This window comes from Salinispora vitiensis (genome assembly GCF_000378825.1).
Lineage (GTDB): Bacteria > Actinomycetota > Actinomycetes > Mycobacteriales > Micromonosporaceae > Micromonospora > Micromonospora vitiensis.
In genome coordinates this window covers 581619-598612 of the sequence record NZ_KB900388.1, presented here as the reverse complement: position 1 = coordinate 598612, position 16994 = coordinate 581619, and the positions used below count along the sequence as shown (strand labels likewise).

At 67.7% G+C, this 16994-nt stretch carries 14 protein-coding genes; 6 read left to right on the top strand and 8 right to left on the bottom strand.

What is annotated here, in order from left to right:
* Positions 1-391 precede the first annotated feature (391 nt).
* Both SALPAC2_RS0102830 and SALPAC2_RS0102825 read left to right on the top strand, forming a co-directional pair.
* Positions 392-3151: an ABC transporter permease gene (locus tag SALPAC2_RS0102830; protein ID WP_018215118.1), complete on the top strand. Its 2760-nt coding sequence runs from the start codon at positions 392-394 to the stop codon at positions 3149-3151.
* Positions 3152-3154: 3 nt separating this feature from the next.
* Positions 3155-3856, top strand: coding sequence for an ABC transporter ATP-binding protein (locus SALPAC2_RS0102825; protein WP_026184348.1), 702 nt, complete (start codon positions 3155-3157; stop codon positions 3854-3856).
* 123 nt (positions 3857-3979) lie between these two features.
* On the opposite strand, the gene SALPAC2_RS0102820 is transcribed toward SALPAC2_RS0102825, so the two are convergent.
* A complete protein-coding gene (locus SALPAC2_RS0102820; RefSeq protein WP_018215116.1) occupies positions 3980-5266 on the bottom strand; it encodes an IS256 family transposase in 1287 nt (428 codons plus the stop codon).
* Positions 5267-5445: 179 nt separating this feature from the next.
* Between SALPAC2_RS0102820 and SALPAC2_RS24340 the strand changes: the two genes are divergently transcribed.
* Positions 5446-5625: a hypothetical protein gene (locus SALPAC2_RS24340; protein ID WP_018215115.1), complete on the top strand. Its 180-nt coding sequence runs from the start codon at positions 5446-5448 to the stop codon at positions 5623-5625.
* 98 nt (positions 5626-5723) lie between these two features.
* Entirely contained in the window at positions 5724-5990 is a 267-nt protein-coding gene (locus SALPAC2_RS28295) for a hypothetical protein (protein WP_026184347.1), read from the top strand.
* Here SALPAC2_RS28295 and SALPAC2_RS0102810 read toward each other — a convergent pair whose 3' ends face one another.
* The 7 genes from SALPAC2_RS0102810 to SALPAC2_RS0102785 form a co-directional block, all read right to left on the bottom strand.
* Positions 5991-9521, bottom strand: a complete 3531-nt coding sequence (locus SALPAC2_RS0102810) for a WD40 repeat domain-containing protein (RefSeq protein ID WP_018215113.1) — start codon at positions 9519-9521, stop codon at positions 5991-5993. It abuts the gene before it with no gap.
* 83 nt (positions 9522-9604) lie between these two features.
* The gene (locus SALPAC2_RS25710) at positions 9605-10084 is read right to left on the bottom strand and encodes a Rossmann-fold NAD(P)-binding domain-containing protein (protein ID WP_223874166.1); all 480 of its coding nucleotides are present in this window, start codon (positions 10082-10084) and stop codon (positions 9605-9607) included.
* Between the two features lie 273 nt (positions 10085-10357).
* Positions 10358-11494, bottom strand: coding sequence for a cytochrome P450 (locus SALPAC2_RS0102800; RefSeq protein ID WP_018215111.1), 1137 nt, complete (start codon positions 11492-11494; stop codon positions 10358-10360).
* A gap of 39 nt (positions 11495-11533) precedes the next feature.
* On the bottom strand, positions 11534-11707 hold the full coding sequence (locus SALPAC2_RS25705) for an acyl-CoA dehydrogenase family protein (protein WP_263404681.1): 174 nt from the start codon (positions 11705-11707) through the stop codon (positions 11534-11536).
* Positions 11708-11800: 93 nt separating this feature from the next.
* Entirely contained in the window at positions 11801-12655 is an 855-nt protein-coding gene (locus tag SALPAC2_RS0102795) for an isocitrate lyase/PEP mutase family protein (protein WP_018215110.1), read from the bottom strand.
* Between the two features lie 327 nt (positions 12656-12982).
* A complete protein-coding gene (locus tag SALPAC2_RS0102790) occupies positions 12983-13426 on the bottom strand; it encodes a hypothetical protein (protein ID WP_162561286.1) in 444 nt (147 codons plus the stop codon).
* A gap of 129 nt (positions 13427-13555) precedes the next feature.
* Positions 13556-15715, bottom strand: coding sequence for a TerD family protein (locus SALPAC2_RS0102785; protein WP_018215108.1), 2160 nt, complete (start codon positions 15713-15715; stop codon positions 13556-13558).
* Between the two features lie 151 nt (positions 15716-15866).
* Here SALPAC2_RS0102785 and SALPAC2_RS28290 point away from each other — a divergent pair, with 151 nt between their 5' ends.
* A complete protein-coding gene (locus SALPAC2_RS28290) occupies positions 15867-16259 on the top strand; it encodes a hypothetical protein (RefSeq protein WP_018215107.1) in 393 nt (130 codons plus the stop codon).
* Positions 16256-16978: a DUF2637 domain-containing protein gene (locus tag SALPAC2_RS0102775; RefSeq protein ID WP_018215106.1), complete on the top strand. Its 723-nt coding sequence runs from the start codon at positions 16256-16258 to the stop codon at positions 16976-16978. The genes SALPAC2_RS28290 and SALPAC2_RS0102775 overlap by 4 nt, the downstream gene beginning before the upstream one ends.
* Positions 16979-16994: the final 16 nt, after the last annotated feature.

Here is a 16994-nt window from a genome sequence, read left to right as displayed (position 1 = left end):
ACACCCAGCGCCGTCCGCGATTTGCACCGAGCTCCGCGGTGTGGTCGACGTTCCCGAGCTGCGTACGCCAATGCTCCTCGACCGTCGCGGCCTTGGCCTGTCAGGCTGCCAGAATTCGACGTTGGGCTGCGCAGACTTGGAACGCCAAAACATCGCGGAGCTGAATACGGTCCTGCAAATGAGGCACCTTCACCGGCGAGGGGCAGCGACAAATCCGATCCCGCGCCCCGGTAGCGGGTGCGTCCCCGCGCTCCCGGTCAGGTTTAGCATTGATGGCTGGGACTGCCGTGAAGTACTTTCACTGCTGGCGATCTGAATGATGCAGTTTCGGGTCGAGCCGACGCGGGCATCGTGGGTGGATTCAAAGACATAGCTAGGGGGAGGCGCCTTGATGGTGCGGATGGTCGTTGCCCAGGTACGGCGCCGACTCGGTCGGGCGATGGCGTTGTTTGTGGCGGTGCTGGTGGCGACCACCGGGTTCACGGTGTTGACGGGAAGCGCCGAGACGTCGCGCCTGACGGTGTCTGGTGTCGTGGAGGCTGATTTCCGGTCGTCCTATGACATCCTGGTCCGTCCGGGCGGCAGTCGGACTCCTTTGGAGGAGCAGCAGGGCCTTGTCCGCCCGAACTTCCTGTCGGGACAGTTTGGCGGAATCAGCATGTCGCAGTATGAGGAGATACGCCGGATTCCAGGAGTCGAGGTCGCGGCACCGATCGCGATGATCGGTTATGTCACCGTCAACGGTGGGGTCTCAGTGGATCTCACGGACGCGGTGGACCCAGGGCTCGATCGACAGGTCGTACGCCTGAAATTGTCGTGGAACACAGCGCGAGGGCTGTCGAGCCTGGATGGTGATGCCCCTCGCTACACCTATGTCACCCGGAACACGATTGTGTGGCCGGAGGTGAGCGCGACCAGCGAAACCTGGTCCGACGGAAAGAACCGGCCCCCCACGTCCTCCTGCGAGGGCCGCCCGTCCCCGATCGAGATCCTCGCCGACGGCGGCGAACACCCACTGTGCCTGTTCTCCGAGGGAGACATGGGACCACTCGGCAATCAGGAGTTGCGGTCACCCTTGGAGGTTGTGCACCTGAGGGCCGACGGGTCGTTCGTCACCGGTATGCGCGACGGGGCTCCGGTGGTGTCGGACCGGCTTACTAAAGGCGTCGGCTGGCCGTTGTCGCTCCTGTTGGCCGCGGTTGATCCCCGGGCCGAGGCCGACCTCGTCGGTCTGGATCACGCAGTCACCACGGGCCGCTATCTGAAACCCGACGATGCACCCGAGCCACTGGAGGGGGCACCGCGGATATCGGTTCCGGTTCTCGCCACCACCAGCCCTGCCCTCGATGAGGGACTGGTGGTGGCACCTGGTCGGATCACCGGTCCCGCCGTCGCCCGACTTCCTGGCCGGGACTGGTCTGATGCCCGGGCCGAGCTCAACGCGGCCGCCGCCGTCCCGGTCGGCGAACCGACCGAGGCGCGCGTCACCGACGCCTACGCACCACTTGCGACCCCGGGCAACGAGATAGGCTCGCTCAACCACATCATCCAGTCCGGTGCCGTGACATACACCCAGAGCGATTCTGGGCTCACGCCCACGATCGCACCTCACAACCCCAGCATCTTCGACGACATCGAGCACGGAAACCTTGACACGTCGTGGTTCGGCGCCGACAAGAAATTCCGGCCCTTGCGTAAGGTGCCGTCGGCGAGTGACGAGCAGCTGGTGGCCACCGCGGTGGGCACGTTCGATCCGCAGGAGCTGTCCGGGTTCAGTGAGGTGTCCGCCGTACCGCTGGAGACGTACTTCCCACCAGCGGCAAACGGCGCTGACGAGCAGTCACGGCGCCTCCTGGGCGGACAGCCCCTCGAACCGGACAGCAACCCGGGCGGCTACCTGGCCACCCCGCCGCTACTGCTGACGACACTGACCGGATACCCGGGCCTCACGAGCTCACCGGCCCCCCTGTCCGCGATCCGGATCCGGGTGGCCGGTGTCACCGGCCCCGACGAGGTAAGCCTGGAACGCGTCCGATCCGTCGCGCAGATGGTCGCCACCAGAACCGGGCTGGACGTCGACGTTACGCTCGGCTCGTCACCCGCCCCGCAGAGCGTGACATTGCCAGCGGGATCATTCGGACGCCCCCAGCTGAGCCTGCAGGAGCAGTGGACGAAGAAGGGCGTCGCCACGCTCATCCTGAAGGCGATAGACCACAAGAGCACCTTCCTGTTCGGGCTGATCCTCATCGTCTGCCTTTTGTTCCTGGTCAACGGCGTGTCGGCAGCGGTACGTGACCGGCGACGAGAGCTGGGCATCCTGGCCACCCTCGGTTGGCCCCGCAGACGCCTGGCCTTCCTGATCGTCACCGAGACGGGCCTCATCGCAGTCGCCGCAGGATGCGTCAGCGCGCTGATCGCCTGGCCGCTGGCCCAGTTGGTGGGGGTACAACTGACCGCCGGACACGCGGCTCTGGCCGTGCCGCTGGCCATCGGGGTATCCCTCGCCGCTGGCGCCGTGCCCGCCTGGCTAGCCGCACGTACCCGCCCCGCCACCTCGATCCGGCCCGCCGTGCGGCCACCTCGACGAAAAGCGTGGACGGGACGCAGTGTCCTGAAAATGGCGCTCACCAACGTGTCGAGGACGGGCGGGCGAACACTACTCGCCGCAGCTGCCCTCGCCACCGGCGTCGCCGCCGCCACCATCGTAGCCATCGTCACCACGAGCTTTCATGGATCGATTACCGGCAGTCTTCTCGGTGAAGCCGTATCCATTCAGGTCCGGGGGGTGGACCTGGTGGCCGTGGTCGCCACCCTCGCCCTGGGCCTGGCCGCGATCGCCGACGTGCTGTATCTGAACATCAGAGAACGGGCTGACGAGTTCGCGGTACTCCGGTCCTCCGGTTGGCCCGTAACGGCACTGGCTCGCCTCGTCGTCTTCGAGGGCACCACCCTCGGACTCATCGGGGCGCTCCCAGGGGCCGCCCTGGGCATCGCCGGTTCAGCCTTGTTCGCTGAACAGATCCCGCCCGGAATCGGTCCGCTGCTCCTCATTGTTGTGCTCGCCGCCGCGACCCTGTCGGCGGTTGCCGCCCTTGTTCCCGCCCTCCTGCAGTTGCGGATACCCATGTCCACCCTTCTGGCCGAGGAGTGAACAATGCCACACAGCGCTTCCATCGAAATATCTCAACTTTCGAAACACTTTCCAGCCGGGCCGACGAGAATCCCGGCGGCGGACAACCTTTCGATTACCTGTGACCCGGGGACCATGACGGCGGTCACCGGCCCTTCCGGCTCGGGCAAGTCGACCCTGCTGCATCTCATCGGCGCCATCGAGCAGGCCGACTCAGGCACGATCCTGGTCGACGGTGAGGACATCACATCAATGCGCCGATCTCGCCTCGAGGCGTTCCGTCGTAGCGTGGGCTTCGTGTTCCAGCGTTACCACCTGCTGCCAGCGCTCACCGCACTGGACAACGTCCTCGCACCGCTGATTCCTCACCGGGTCGCGTTCGACAAGGTGGCCCGAGCCCGTGAACTGCTCGACGCCGTCGGCCTCGGCGGTCGCTACAACGCCCTTCCCGGCGAACTTTCCGGCGGCCAACAGCAGCGGGTCGCCATCGCCCGAGCCCTGGTCGGCCGACCCCGGCTACTGCTGGCCGACGAACCCACAGGCAACCTCGACTCGCGCACCGGCGAAACCATCCTGGACCTCCTCATCCAGCTCAGAACCGAGCAAGGAGCCCCCACCATGCTGCTGGCGACCCACGAACTCCGACTCGCTGACGCCTGCGACCGCATCATCCACCTGACCGACGGCCGAATCGTCGAAGACACCGCGGCAACCCGGGTCGGGTAGCCGCGCGGCCGACCTGCGCCGCGGCCCGCCCGGGAGTCTCATCCGCCGCCCCCACAGATCCGCCTATCTGGCACTGACCTCAACTTGGGGCTGTCTCGCTAGCGGTGTTTCCGGCGATCTTGGTTAGTAGGTTTCAGCGGCTGGGAAGCGGTCGCTGAAGGTGATGGCGAAGGCGTTCAACGCGGGTTTCCAGCGCATCGTCCATCGGGTTCTGCCTGCTCCGGTGGGGTCCAGGGAGCGAGTCACCAGGTACAGACACTTCAACGCGGCCTGCTCGTTGGGGAAGTGGCCGCGGGCCTTGACCGCCCGCCGGTAGCGGGCGTTGAGCGACTCGATCGCGTTGGTCGAGCAGATGACCTTGCGGATCTCCAGGTCGTAGTCGAGGAACGGGATGAACTCCGCCCAGGCGTTGTCCCACAAGCGGATCACCGCCGGATACCGGCCGCGCCACTTGTCGGCCAGGTCGTCGAACGCCGCTCGGGCGGCGTCGGCGTTGACGGCGGTGTAGATCGGCTTGATGTCGCGTTTGATCTCGTCCCAGTACTTGCGGGAGGTGAGCCGGAAGGTGTTGCGGATCAGATGGATCACGCAGGTCTGCACCACCGTGCGGGGCCACACGTTCGTCACGACCTCGGGCAGGCCCTTCAACCCGTCGCAGACGAGGAAGAACACGTCCTTGACGCCGCGGTTGCGTAGGTCGGTGAGCACGCTCATCCAGAACTTCGCGCCCTCACCACCTGTGCCGGCCCACAGACCGAGGATGTCCTTGTCGCCGTCGAGGGTGACGCCGATCGCGGCATAGAACGGCCGGTTGGCGACCTGCCCGTCACGGACCTTGACCACGATGGCGTCGATGAATACCGCGGCGTACATCTCGTCCAAGGGCCGGTGCGACCAATCCGCCATCTCCTCGAGCACCTTGTCGGTGATCCGGGAGATCGTCTCCTTCGACACCGAAGCCCCGTAAATCTCGGCGAAGTGCGCGCTGATCTCCCCGGTTGTGAGGCCTTTGGCATACAGCGACAACACGACCTCGTCGACCCCCGACAAGCGCCGCTGCCGCTTACGGACGATCTGCGGCTCGAACGTGCCCGCCCGGTCGCGCGGCACATCGATCTGCACCGGGCCGTTGCCGTCGGTCAAGACGGTCTTCGAGCGAGTGCCGTTACGGATGTTGCCCGACCCGGCACCGGCCTGGTCGTGCTTTTCGTAGCCGAGGTGCTCAGTCATCTCCTCGTTCAACGCGGTCTCCAGGACCGTCTTGGTCAGCTGCTTGAGCAGCCCGTCCGGGCCCGTCAACGACAGCCCTTGTTCCTTGGCGGCTCGGACCAACTCGACGGCGGCTTTCGCCTCCGCTGTCGACTCGGGCCGCTTCTTACGTCCGGTCTGATCGTTCAGCGTCGCGGTCATCACGGCACCCTCCTCACCAGGCACAACGCCTGGCAGGTCAGGCCGGAAACACCGTAGATCCACACTCCCCTCAACTTGGCTGATTTTGTGGTTTGGGTAGCCGACGGAATCCCAGTGCCCGCGCACTGCGGCAGCAGTTGGTTCGCCACACGGTCCGCGACTGCCGCGGAGGCAACGGCATGCGCCAGCCCATGCCCACGTTGACTCGGCCTGGTGAGTACGCATATCGGGGCCACCTGCCCTGGCCGGTGCGCTGGCCGACCGACAACGTTCTCGCATCCTCCCCCACGCACCTGGGGTGTTCTTTCCTCGACGCCGTCCGCGCTGGTTACACCGGCTTCGACCTGGCCGTCTTCTGAAAGTCCTGGCCATACAGTAAGCGGCGTCGTGGTTGGCATGGTGTCGTACTGGGAGGGGTGTGGGCGCGGTGAGGACAGTTCAGGTTCGTACGTATCTCGTGCGGGTTGGTCGGTTGGATGAGTGGGTTGATGCGTGGCGGAGGTTAATTGTTCCGTTGCGAAGGGAGTTCGGTTTTGAGGTGCACGGTTCGTGGGTGGACCGGGACGCGAACGCCCACATTTGGGTGCTTTCCTACGAGGGAGGTCAGTCGTTCGCGGAGGCTAACGCCGACTATTGGGCCTCGCCGCAGCGCGAGCGGTTGGGGGTGAATCCGGCGGAGTTCCTGGTGGGTGAGCAGGTCCGTGAGGTGGAGCAGGTCTTGTAGCTACTCCGCTGCCGGGAGGCGGTGGGCGGCGCGTTCGTCGGGAGTGAGGGTCCGGACGACTCGATGGCGTGCGGCGTGTAGGAGTGCGTCGAGGTCGACTTCGGTGGGCCAGATTCGGGTGGTGGCGTCGGTTGAGCCCGTGACGACGTGGTTGCCGTCGGGTAGCCAGGCCAGGCAGGTGACGGCGTCGCGGTGGACTCCGATGACGTCGCTTTCGTAGTTGGTGTGGGTGTCCCAGCGGCGTACGGTGCGGTCATCGGAACCGGAGGCCAGGTATCGGCCGTCGGGTGAGTAGGCGACGGCGCGCACTCGCCGGTCGTGGCCGGTGAGCTCACGCACCGAGGTGTGGTCGGTCAGGTTCCAGACCCGGATGGTCCAGTCGGCGGAGCAACTGGCGAGATGATGTTCGTCTGGCGCCCAGGCCACCCCGTCGACGTAGTTCTGGTGCCCGGCGAGGACGGTGCTGGTGCTGGGGTGGTGCATGTCCCAGATGCGCACAGTGCGGTCGTCGGAGCCGGAGGCGAGATACCGGCCACTGGGCGACCAGGCGAGAACGCCAACCCAGTCGGCGTGTCCGGACAGGATGCCAACCAGGGTCCGGGTGCGCACGTCGAAGACGCGGATGGTGTTGTCCTTGGCGCCGCCGGCGAGGCGGCTACCGTCCGGGGAGAAGGACAGGGACTCACACTCCACCGTGTCGGCGAGTAGCAGGTGGGTGCCGCCGGTGTCGAGGAGGTACGTCGACCCGTTCTGCGCGGTGACGGCGAGCGTGGAGTCGGTCGGCGTGCCGGCGAGAGCGACCACCGCCGCCGGCAGCGCGTGGGAAGTGGCGGGTGGGCGGTGGTCGGGGTGCCAGCGGCGCACGCTGGCATCGGCGGATCCGGTCACGATGCCGCCGTTGGGGGCGGTGAGGGCAGTGATCGCCGCCTGGTGCCCGGTGAGTTGGACCTGTTCGGCGCCGCGGGGGTGCAGGGCCCAGAGCCTTGCGGTGTGGTCGGCGGAGCCGCTGAGGACCCGGGTACCGTCCGGGCTGACCGCGACGCTCCAGGCGGTGTGTTCGTGCCCGCGTAGCTCGGCGATTTCCCGCAGCCGGGTCACGTCCCATACCCGGATAGTGCCGTCGTCGGCGGCGAAGGTGAGCCGTTCACCGTCGGGGGCCCAGGTAAGCGACCAGATCGAGTCGCGGTGTCCGCCGATGCATCGGTGTTGGCTGCCGCTGCGGGCGTCCCAGATGCGCACGGTGCGGTCGGTCGATCCGGTGGCGATCCAGCGGCCGTCGGGTGAGAAGGCGACGGCTTCGACGAGGTCGAGGTGGCCGCGCAGCGTGACGGCAGGTTGGCCGGTGGTCGCCTCCCAGACGATGACCGTGCGGTCGTGGGAGGCGGTGGCCAGACGGGACGAGTCCGGTGCCCAGTCAACGCCCCACACATCGCCGGCATGGCCGGTCAGGGTGGTCCGCTTCGTCCAGGTGGCGGTGTCCCACAGGTGGGTGAGGTGGTCGCGGCTGGTCCCGGCCAAGGCGGTGCCGTCTGGGGACCAGGCCACGCTGCGGGCGTGGTCGCCGCAGGTTAGTACCGTGATCGGGGTGGCGGTGGCCGTGTCCCAGACTCGGACGGTGGTGTCCCGCGACGCGGTAGCAACCATGGTGGAGTCCGGGGAGAAGGCGATGGCCTCGACCATGCCGGTGTGGCCATGCAGCACGTGGGTCACCATCGCGGTATCGGCATCCCACAATCGGGCGGTGCCGTCGCGGGAGGCAGTCGCGATGCTGCGCCCGTCGGGCGCCCAAGCCACCCCTCGTACGACGTCTTTGTGCCCGGTCAGCACGGCCTCAATATGGCTGGACGCCAACGCGGACAGCAACGCCCGCCGAGCAACCGGGGTGGTGGGGCACTCGGTCAACGCCGCGGTGGTCAGGAGCACGGCCAGTTCCGGGAACCGGTCAACGTTGGTCAACGCGTAGTGGCCGACTGACTCCGACACCCTCCGCAGGAACGCCGTGTCCCGCCGCCGAGACGCCTCGACCAGCCCACGAGCGGCCGGCGTGTCCTGCCCGGCCGAACGCATCGCCTCCAGCCACTGCCCCGCCAGCGCCAGCCGATCCCCGGTGAGCAGATAGTCGGGGCTGCGCCCGGAGCGTTGCCAGTCGCCCGCCCAGCGTTCCAGTTCAGCGCGCCGTTTCAGATGCACGGACCTCGTCTCGACCTGCTGACGCAGCGGCGCCCACTGACGGAACAACGCCTCATGCGCCACCTGCACCACCGGCCGGCCGTCGTTGACGTCGGAGGTCAGCAGCCGGGCCTGGGTGAAAACCTCCACGATCTGACGCTGCTGCGCCGACAGCTCAGCCACCGGGACGCGACGCCGGGTGGGCTCCGCCCCGTCCATCGACACCAGCCGCAGCAGCGTCGACAGAATCACCTCCGGGTCGTACTGAATGCGCAGCTCAGCGAGGACAGTGTCCGCCTGCCGGGCCAGCGCCCCCGCAACCCCACCCGATGACTGATACATCTGCCGGGTCACCACACGGCCCGTACCAACGGTCAGGTACATCTCCTGCAACAGGTACGCCAACAGCGGCAACGCATCCGGCGTACCGGTCTCCTCCACGATCTCGGCGACCAACCCCGGCTCGAAACTCACCCCCGCCAACCGGGCCGGCTGCTCAATGACCTCCACCAGATCAGCGGGATGCATCGCCCCAACAGCCACCGGCCCGGCGAACAACTCAGTGTGCTCACCCGCAAGTAAGTCCGCCAGAAACTCGACCCGCAGCGTGGCTAACACCCACAACCGACGGTCCGCCGCGAGCGCGGCAGCGATCTGGTCGACGAACAGCTTGCGCTCCGCGGGGCCGGACAACGTGACCAGCTCCTCAAGCTGATCAACAATCAGCAGCACCCGGCCGAACCGGTTTCCTGTCTTCGCCCGCCAGGCCGCGACACTCTGCGCCACCCCGTCCTGATCAGCCCACATCGCACGCAACGCGGTTTGCCGCTGCCCACCGGTCAGCGTCGCCGCCACCGCCGCCAACCGCCCCAACGGCTCCCCCGCCGGAACAACCGACGGCAACACATGCCACCGATGCCCCCGCAGACGCGGCACCACCCCCGCGTGCACCAGCGACGACTTACCGCTACCCGAAGCTCCCGTCACACACACAAAACGGGCCGCCGGCTGCCCGGTCAGCGCATGCAGGCGCCGAACCAGATCCCTGGTCAACTGCTCCCGGCCGAAAAACACCGCCGCGTCCTGCTCTGTGAACGCCCCCAAACCCGGGAACGGGCACCGATCGCCGCCCCACACCGGCCGAGCACCACGAGGACTTTCCCACCACAACACCACCGCGTCACCAGCGATCACCACCACCAACAACACGATCAACACCGGCCCAGAGAAGGTCTGCACCACGGCAGCGAAACGGGAACTCGCAGCCGCGTTCGCCGCGAAGTTCGCCACCACCTCCAACAGAATCGCCGCCACCAGCAAAGACAACTGCAATGTCAGCGACGGACGCCGGCCGTGCCGCATCCCGCCTCCCCACACCACCTACCCCGCCGCATCCACAGTAGCTGAGCAACGACCGACGGTGACAGCTCAAGATCAGCGCATCTCTACCCGGGGGCGACGGTGGTGTCGCTGAATCCCCGCTTCCCCGCCGACCGCACCCGGTCGATGCTGTGCGCCGCCGGGGCCGGGGCGGTCATCACCGACGACACCGGCAGCATTGGACCAAATTCGGCCAGCTGCGCCAAGAGCGGCGATAAGGCGACGGAGAAGGCAATGCTGGACTCGACCGGCAGCATCGATGGCAGGTTGTCGATAGCGATGACGTCGAGCGGAGGGTCGGCGTGCAGGCGCTGGACCGGGTCGGACCAACTGGTCGCGGACTGGATGACTGGCAACGCGCCGCACGGAGAGGTGATGTCGCATGTGACGTCACTGATGGTGGGTAGCCGCCGAGCTGGATTTGTCACGTCCTCGACGCGGACGAATGAATCAATCGGTGCGGTGGTGAAGATCGTGTTGACCAGCATGTCGTGACACAGCAGCGTTGTCCGATCACGGGCCCGCGTCTCCGCTACGTCCCACACGGTGACCCTTCGCGTCGGCCACGGCTGCGGCGACGCAGGCACCGCTGCCGCAATCGCGCTGCCCCTTGAACGCGTGACCGAAAAAGATGTGCCGGTGCCTCAGCGCAGCCGGCTGAGCTGCGGCGTGATCGGCGTGCGTTGCCCGGTCGGACGATTCTCATGACGCACCCATAAGGTCACCTGATCTGCAATTTGGTGTCCTCTCTTGCCGAAAGGGCTGTCGCGGATACGCTCCTTCAGAGCCGTGCCCGGCTCAACCGATCAAGTGCCGGACTAGTCGGTGAGTACGGGGATGCGCGCGTTCGGCGACGGCCGGTAGCTCACCTGTGTGGACAATTTCGCCGGATCGAAGCCAACCCTCAGTAGCTGCTCGACGACTGTCGTCACGATGGTCACAGCCAGCGTTTCACCGGGGCAATGGTGTGCTCCTGCGCTGAAGGTGAACACGTTAGGGGCGGTTCGGTCGGCGCGGAACATGTGGGGGTCGGGGTTGGCAGCCGGATCGCGATTGGCGGCGGCGAGCAGCACGAGGACGGCCTGCCCGGCCGGCACCTCGACGTCGCCGTGCCGGATCGGCGTCGCGGTGAAGCGACGGGTGTTCTGGATCGGGGCGTCGTGGCGGATGACCTCCCGTACGAATCGCTGCAGGGCCATCTCGCTGATGGGCAGCTCACATTCCTGCTGGGACAGCGCCAGCAGGGTGTTGCCCATCAGAGCGGCAGTGGCGTCATAGGTCTGGGAAAGGAAGCCGACCCCGTTGGCCAGCAGGGGCGCTTGGTCCGTCCATCCGACGTGTGTTGCCATCCGCACTAGGTCGCCGAGGAGACCGTGCTGTGTGTCATCGAGCTTTGAGCCGAGTAGCTCCTGCAGGCCTGCGGCTGCCCGCGCCGCCCGCTGCTGTTGCTCAGGGGAGGCGGTGGCGGGAATACACTGCACGAAGTGGCCCACCAGCCGGGTGGCCTCACCACCGGCAGCTGGGTCGAGGCCGCACAGTGTTGCCACGACCTGGGCCGGCAGTTCGAACATCAACTGCTCGTACGGTGTGCGGACTGAGTCGTTGAGGACCTGCCGGGCGTGCCGCATCGCCGTCGCGGCGACAGTTGACCGATCGACGGCTCCGAGGGTCTGGGTGACGATCGCCTTGAGCCGGTGCTGTGGCTCGCCGTCGGTCATCCGCACCAGGTTGCCGAACACGTCGCCGGCCGGTGTGCCGGTGATACCTTGCGGTACGGGTTCGTGAGGCGGACGAACCCGGCAACCTGGGGCGGTCAGTACGGCCTGCGCCGCCGCAGCCGATGCCGCCACCCAGGTATCGAGTTGCTCGTCGAAGTGAAACGGGCGCTCCGCCACCATGGCGGCGTAGTACGGGTACGGGTTCGGGTGGACGACGGCCCCGACGGGCGATGGCATGCACACTCCCGAGATCTCCTGGAACGGATTTTCGACGACCTAGTCAGCTGATGCGTTCTGCGCGTTGCGCGTCGATCGTATTCGCGATGATGACCTTTGGACCTCTGAGGTCCCCTCGTAGATTCGGAGCGAACGGATCTGCCGGCATAACCGTTCCGGCACGCTGTCGGCGACCAGCCCGGCGGCACCGTGCAGCTGCGCTGCCGCATCCACGATTTCCTGTGCCGCCTCGGTGGCATACAGCTTGGTCTTCGCTGAACTCACCGAGGATGTACCGCGGAGCGCATAGCAGCGTGGGGTCGGTGGTTATGCGTGCTCCCCATGAGCTTCCATCAACGCATTGGCCTGCTTGTAGGGCAGCGCGTCGCGGGCGAACCCGAAGCTACCCTGCTCCTTGATCTCGGTGACCGCGGCGAGCACGGTGGCCAGCGCGGCACGTGGTAACGCGGAGCCGATGCTGATGCGGCGCACCCCACAAGCAGCGAGTTCCGCCGCTGTCCAAGTCGGGCCCGTGCCGCCAGCGAGCACATTGACCGGTCGGCCGACCGCTGCGCACACTGCCCGCACCGCAGCGAGGTCGGGCAGCCCAGGCGCGTACAGGACGTCCGCTCCTGCCGCTTCATACGCCTGCAGGCGACGGATTGTGTCGTCGAGGTCCGGAATGCCATAGAGGAAGTTCTCCGCGCGTGCTGTAAGGACGAACGGGAACGGCAAGGCCTTGGCCGCCTCCACCGCCGCGACCACGCGCTCCATGGCCACGTCGAACGGAAACACCGGCGACTCTGGTCGCCCCGTGGCGTCTTCGATCGACCCGCCGACCAGGCCCGCATCGGCGGCGAGCCGGATCGTTTCACCGACCTGGTCGGGGTCGGCCGCGAAGCCGTTTTCGAGATCCGCGGAGACGGGAAGGTGCGTGGCCTCGGCTACTGCGGCCGCGTTCGCCAGTGTTTCCGCGCGGCTGACGAGATTAGCGCCATCCCGGCGACCGAGCGTGAAGGCCAGTCCCGCGCTTGTGGTCGCTAGGGCGGCGAAGCCGAGACTGGTGAGAATTCGAGCCGTGCCCGCATCCCATGGGTTCGGGATCACAAATGGATCGGGGGCCGCGTGCAGGTCACGGAACGCGACGGCGCGACGGTGCTGGTCAGCAGCGTTGAGCGGCATGTGGTGAACCCTTCTCGGTCAGATAAGTTCGGTATGGTTCCGGCGCTCGTCGCGCCGAGGGCGTCGTCTCGCAAGAACGACCGGATCAGCTTTACTGGCGCGGACGGCTGTTGCACAAGGTAGAAGTGGCCCGCCCTCGGCCCAGTGGCGGTCCGGCTCCTCCTGGCTTCCCGACGCCATGGGTCGAGTGCTGACGCGTTAACTTCCGCACCCTGACGATCGTCACCGTTGCGACGACTGCTCGAATCCTCCAGCACCACGGCGGTCGCGGCGACCCCGGACAACTCCGCCACCGCGTCCGCGGCGACCAGTACCAGTGCGCCGCGGCTACACACGCCGACCGTCACCCAGCTCCGCGCGTTCCACAGCGGCCAACTCCGCCTCCACCTCCACGCTCACCACAGCGGAGAGCCCTGCCTCGGCGGCGCGGTGCAGGCAGCGACCCACCCGGTGCGTCCGCTCGTCGACCGGATCGTACGAGACCAGGAGGCTGCCGTGGTCGTCTGGAAGGTTCGGTCGGCGGATGTGGTGGCCACCGACGCGAACCCGTTCCGGGTCTGCCCGCGCCGCCGCCTCGGTGTTGACGTCCAAGTTGTCCGCGGCGCTGGCTGGGTGGGTGTAGCAGCGCCGCAACGCCTCGGACAGGCCAGTCAGCTCGGCGGCCAACACGCAGTGCTGCGGGGCGGGCACGTTGGCAGGCAGCACAGATACCCGGATCGCGACACCGCCGGAACCGGTTTCCCAACTGGCCAGGGTCCCCAGAGGACCCACGGAGGTCATAAATCGAGTTAGCGAGAGCCGAGGAGAGCGCGGGCGCTGATTACCAATCCTCCGCTTGCGCGGAGGCACCGAATCGAACGGATGAGAAGGAAGCGCCCGCATGGCCTCGGCTCTCGCCGCTTACTCAGGGATCAACTCACTCAGCCTATCCAACGTGTATGCCTCGGACCCGTCGGGCAAGCCCTCCGGCGCGTCAATGCCGATGAACGTGACGGGCTCGTCCGGCAGCTGCCCGTCCCACGTCGTCACCTCGGCCCGCGCGCGCCACCGGTCGACAAGGTAAGACACGGTGAGGTACCGCCGCTCCATCAGCGCCCGCACCCGATCCGTCGTGGTGAACGTGTTGTCCTCCACCCGGTTGAACGACGGCTGCCCCCGCAGGTACAGGTGCAGCCACACGGCCTGCCAACCGTGCTCGGTCCTGGCGAACACCATAGGCAGCGCGACCCGGCCCTGCCCGCGCATCTGCGAACGCGCCCGCACGGTCCGGGCGTCGAACGGGGCACCTCGCTGGTCCCGCTCCCGGGTCTGGTAACCGAACATCGACTCGGCGACCTCGTCGAACGGCTCACCCGCATTGATGTAGACCTGCGGAACCACGTAGGGCCCGAGGTCCGCCAAGGGCACGTCGATGAACTCGGTCGCGCCGTTCGTCGCGTCGGTGACGTCCCCGGAGTGCACCACCCCGTCGTGGTGGTAGTTCGTCCAGGACACCTGCCCCGCCGGGTGGAATTCGCCGTCCAGCAGCAGCACCGACAGGTCGTAGTCAGTGCGGCGACTCGCCTGCCGCCAATACGTGAAGAAGCGCAGCAGCTCACCGGTGACCGGTGCACGCGAGCCTCGCGGCAGCACCGCGAAACCACTCTCGGTCGCCTTGCCCGACAGCGGCAGGGCGACGTCGAGCACCTCCGGATCCACCAGCAGCGGCCGCTGCGGATCCGGCAGTCGGGCGCTGATCTCGGCGTCGAGCAGGCCCGACAGCTCGGCCACCAGCTCGGCGGACAGCGGCGGGCGGGCATCCGGGCCGACCCACGCGCTGCGCGAGCGGCTCGCGTACATCCGGGCTGACGCAGGTGTCAGCCGGTTGTCGACGTGCTCCCGCAGCGACAGCAGCACCCGGCCCGACGCCGCACCGAACGCGCCGGTGACCGCGTCGAGGACGGCGCTCCGCTCGGCCGCCGATGCCAGCCGTAGCAGCCGGTCGGCGGATCGCAGGAGCATGCCCGGAGCGGCCGACAGCAACGACGCGGCCTGACCGACAGCGCCGGCACGGACGGCCGCCTCGGCCCGACCCGCCAGGTTCGGCACCCGGCGCTCGCCACGCGCGACCGCGAACACTTCCCGGGCGTGCGGCCACTGGCCGTACTCGTGCGGGTGCAGCCGCTCCCCGAGTCGCTTCCACCGCTCGGCGTACCGGGCGACGTCACCGAGCTTGCCCGGGCTCGCCCCGACGACACCGTCCAGCGCAGCGAGCAGCACCCGCCGCTCCGGGCGCCGGAACGACCGGAACCGCGTAGCCGTCACCAGTGAGGTATCCCCGCCGGAAGCCTGGCAGGCAAGCCGCAGCACATCCGTCGTGGTGTCCATACCGACCAGCGGCCGGCCAAGCACCAGCCGGACCCCGTTGAGCACGGCACGGTTCTCCCGCACCGGCACCTCCGCCGGCTGCGCGCCATCCAGGCAGGCGACCGCCAGCTCACCGAGGACGGTCAGGTCCGCCTCGCCCAGCGGCGTCGCGCTGCCGGCTAGGGCCAGATACAGCCGCTCCGCCTCCACCTCGGCGACATCACCGAGCCGTAGCATCGTCACCCGGCTACCGGCCGCGGTGATCAGCTCATCGTGTGCCGTTAGCAGCTCGGCGTAGGTGTGCTGGTAGGTCCCGTACGCCGGCAGGTCGAGCAGGTTCACCCCACCCGAGGCGACAGCCGCACGCAGCTGCGCGTCGGTCGCCGTGCCCCCACCGGTGAGAACGGCCGCCCGCAGCCGGTCGATCCAGAACTCTACGGTGTCCGGCACATCGTCCGGGAAGCCGATGAAGTACGCGTTGTGCCGAACGTGATCACCGACCAGCTCCCGCACCGCCGACACCACGATGGCGGCGAGATCCATCGCCGCCTCGGGCGCCAAGCCGCCGATGTGGCCCAGCAGAGCCCGCGACGCCGAGAACCCGACATCGAGCAGCGCCGCGTCCAACTGCCGGGCTACGGACGTGCCATCACCGGCCGCGCCGGTGCTCGCCGGCACGCGCAGTGCCCTCTGGATGATCAACTTCTCCAGCACGTGCCTCCTCCTCCCGGTGAACGCCAACAGCTGCCAACCTGCAGCTGCGGCCAGTGGGCCGGAGGTACCACCATGCGAACCACACCCCCACCGTCGCCGGTGACCCGCTACCACTGAGTTTGCCCAGCTCACGCGGATCGGGTGGTGCTCGATGAACCCAGCCCGACCGACCAAACCGCCGGTGCGGTTCGCCGATTCGAATGAGATCAACCCGTTCCAACTCCTTCTCGATCTTCACGACCATGCCGTCGCTCGGATGCCAAGTTCCGGACTCGATGAAATCTTGACGAAGCTGGCGTTGTCCGCTGCGGTGGTGTCCTGGTGGACTCGCTGCCAACCCTCGACGATCTACTCCGCTCTACGGGCGGGCGCGGACCTGACGGACATCACGAAAGCGACCGGTCTCGACGCGGGTGACGCCGTCCGGCGGTGGCGTCGATGGACTGATATCCAGACGCGGCTGGACATCGGCGAATGTCCGTCAATGGACCCCGGCGAGGTTCGGGCCATCGAGCGACGGCTCGGGTCGGGGGTGGTTCGATGACGCCGACCCGGCTGGCCCGAGGCGTGAGCACGGTCGCGGTGGCCGCGATTGCTGCCTGGTCGTCGTGGAGTCACATGGTCGCCGTGGCGTTGAGATTCGGTGAGCGCCCCGAGGTCGCCTACGTGCTTCCGCTGTCGGTCGACGGGATGCTGGTCGTCGCGTCGGCGGCCATGGTCGAGGACAAGCGCGCCGGCCGGAGGGTGCGCTGGTCGGCCCGGACGGCGTTCGCGGTCGGGGTGGCGGCCAGCGTGGCGGCGAACATCGCCGCCGCCGAGCCAAGCCTCGGAGCGCGGATCGTGGCGGCCTGGCCAGCGGTGGCGCTGCTGTTGGTCGTGGAGATGCTGACCAGAGCGCAGCCGGTCCCAGGCAACGGCCATCGGACGTCAGACACCGCCCAGCCGCCTGCCTCTGACGTCGCGTCTGCGTCACCACTGGTGTCGCTACCGTTGGAGGTTATGACCGAGATGAAGGAGGCGCAGCTGGGTGGGGCCTCCGACAGTCCGGCGACGAACCAGGTGTCGGCGCCCCTCCGGCGGCAAACCTTACGACGCAAGCGGGTGACGGGACGCGCGGAGCGGACCGCAGACGTTGTAGCCCGGCTGCGTGCCGAGCGTCCGCAGGTAAGCCCGGCCGAGCTGGCTCTGGCTGCCGGCGTGTCCGAACGTCATGTCCGACGCCTTATAGCGGAGAAGCCCCCACCGAATGCCAGCGGCGGGTAGAGCTTTACCGGGGCAC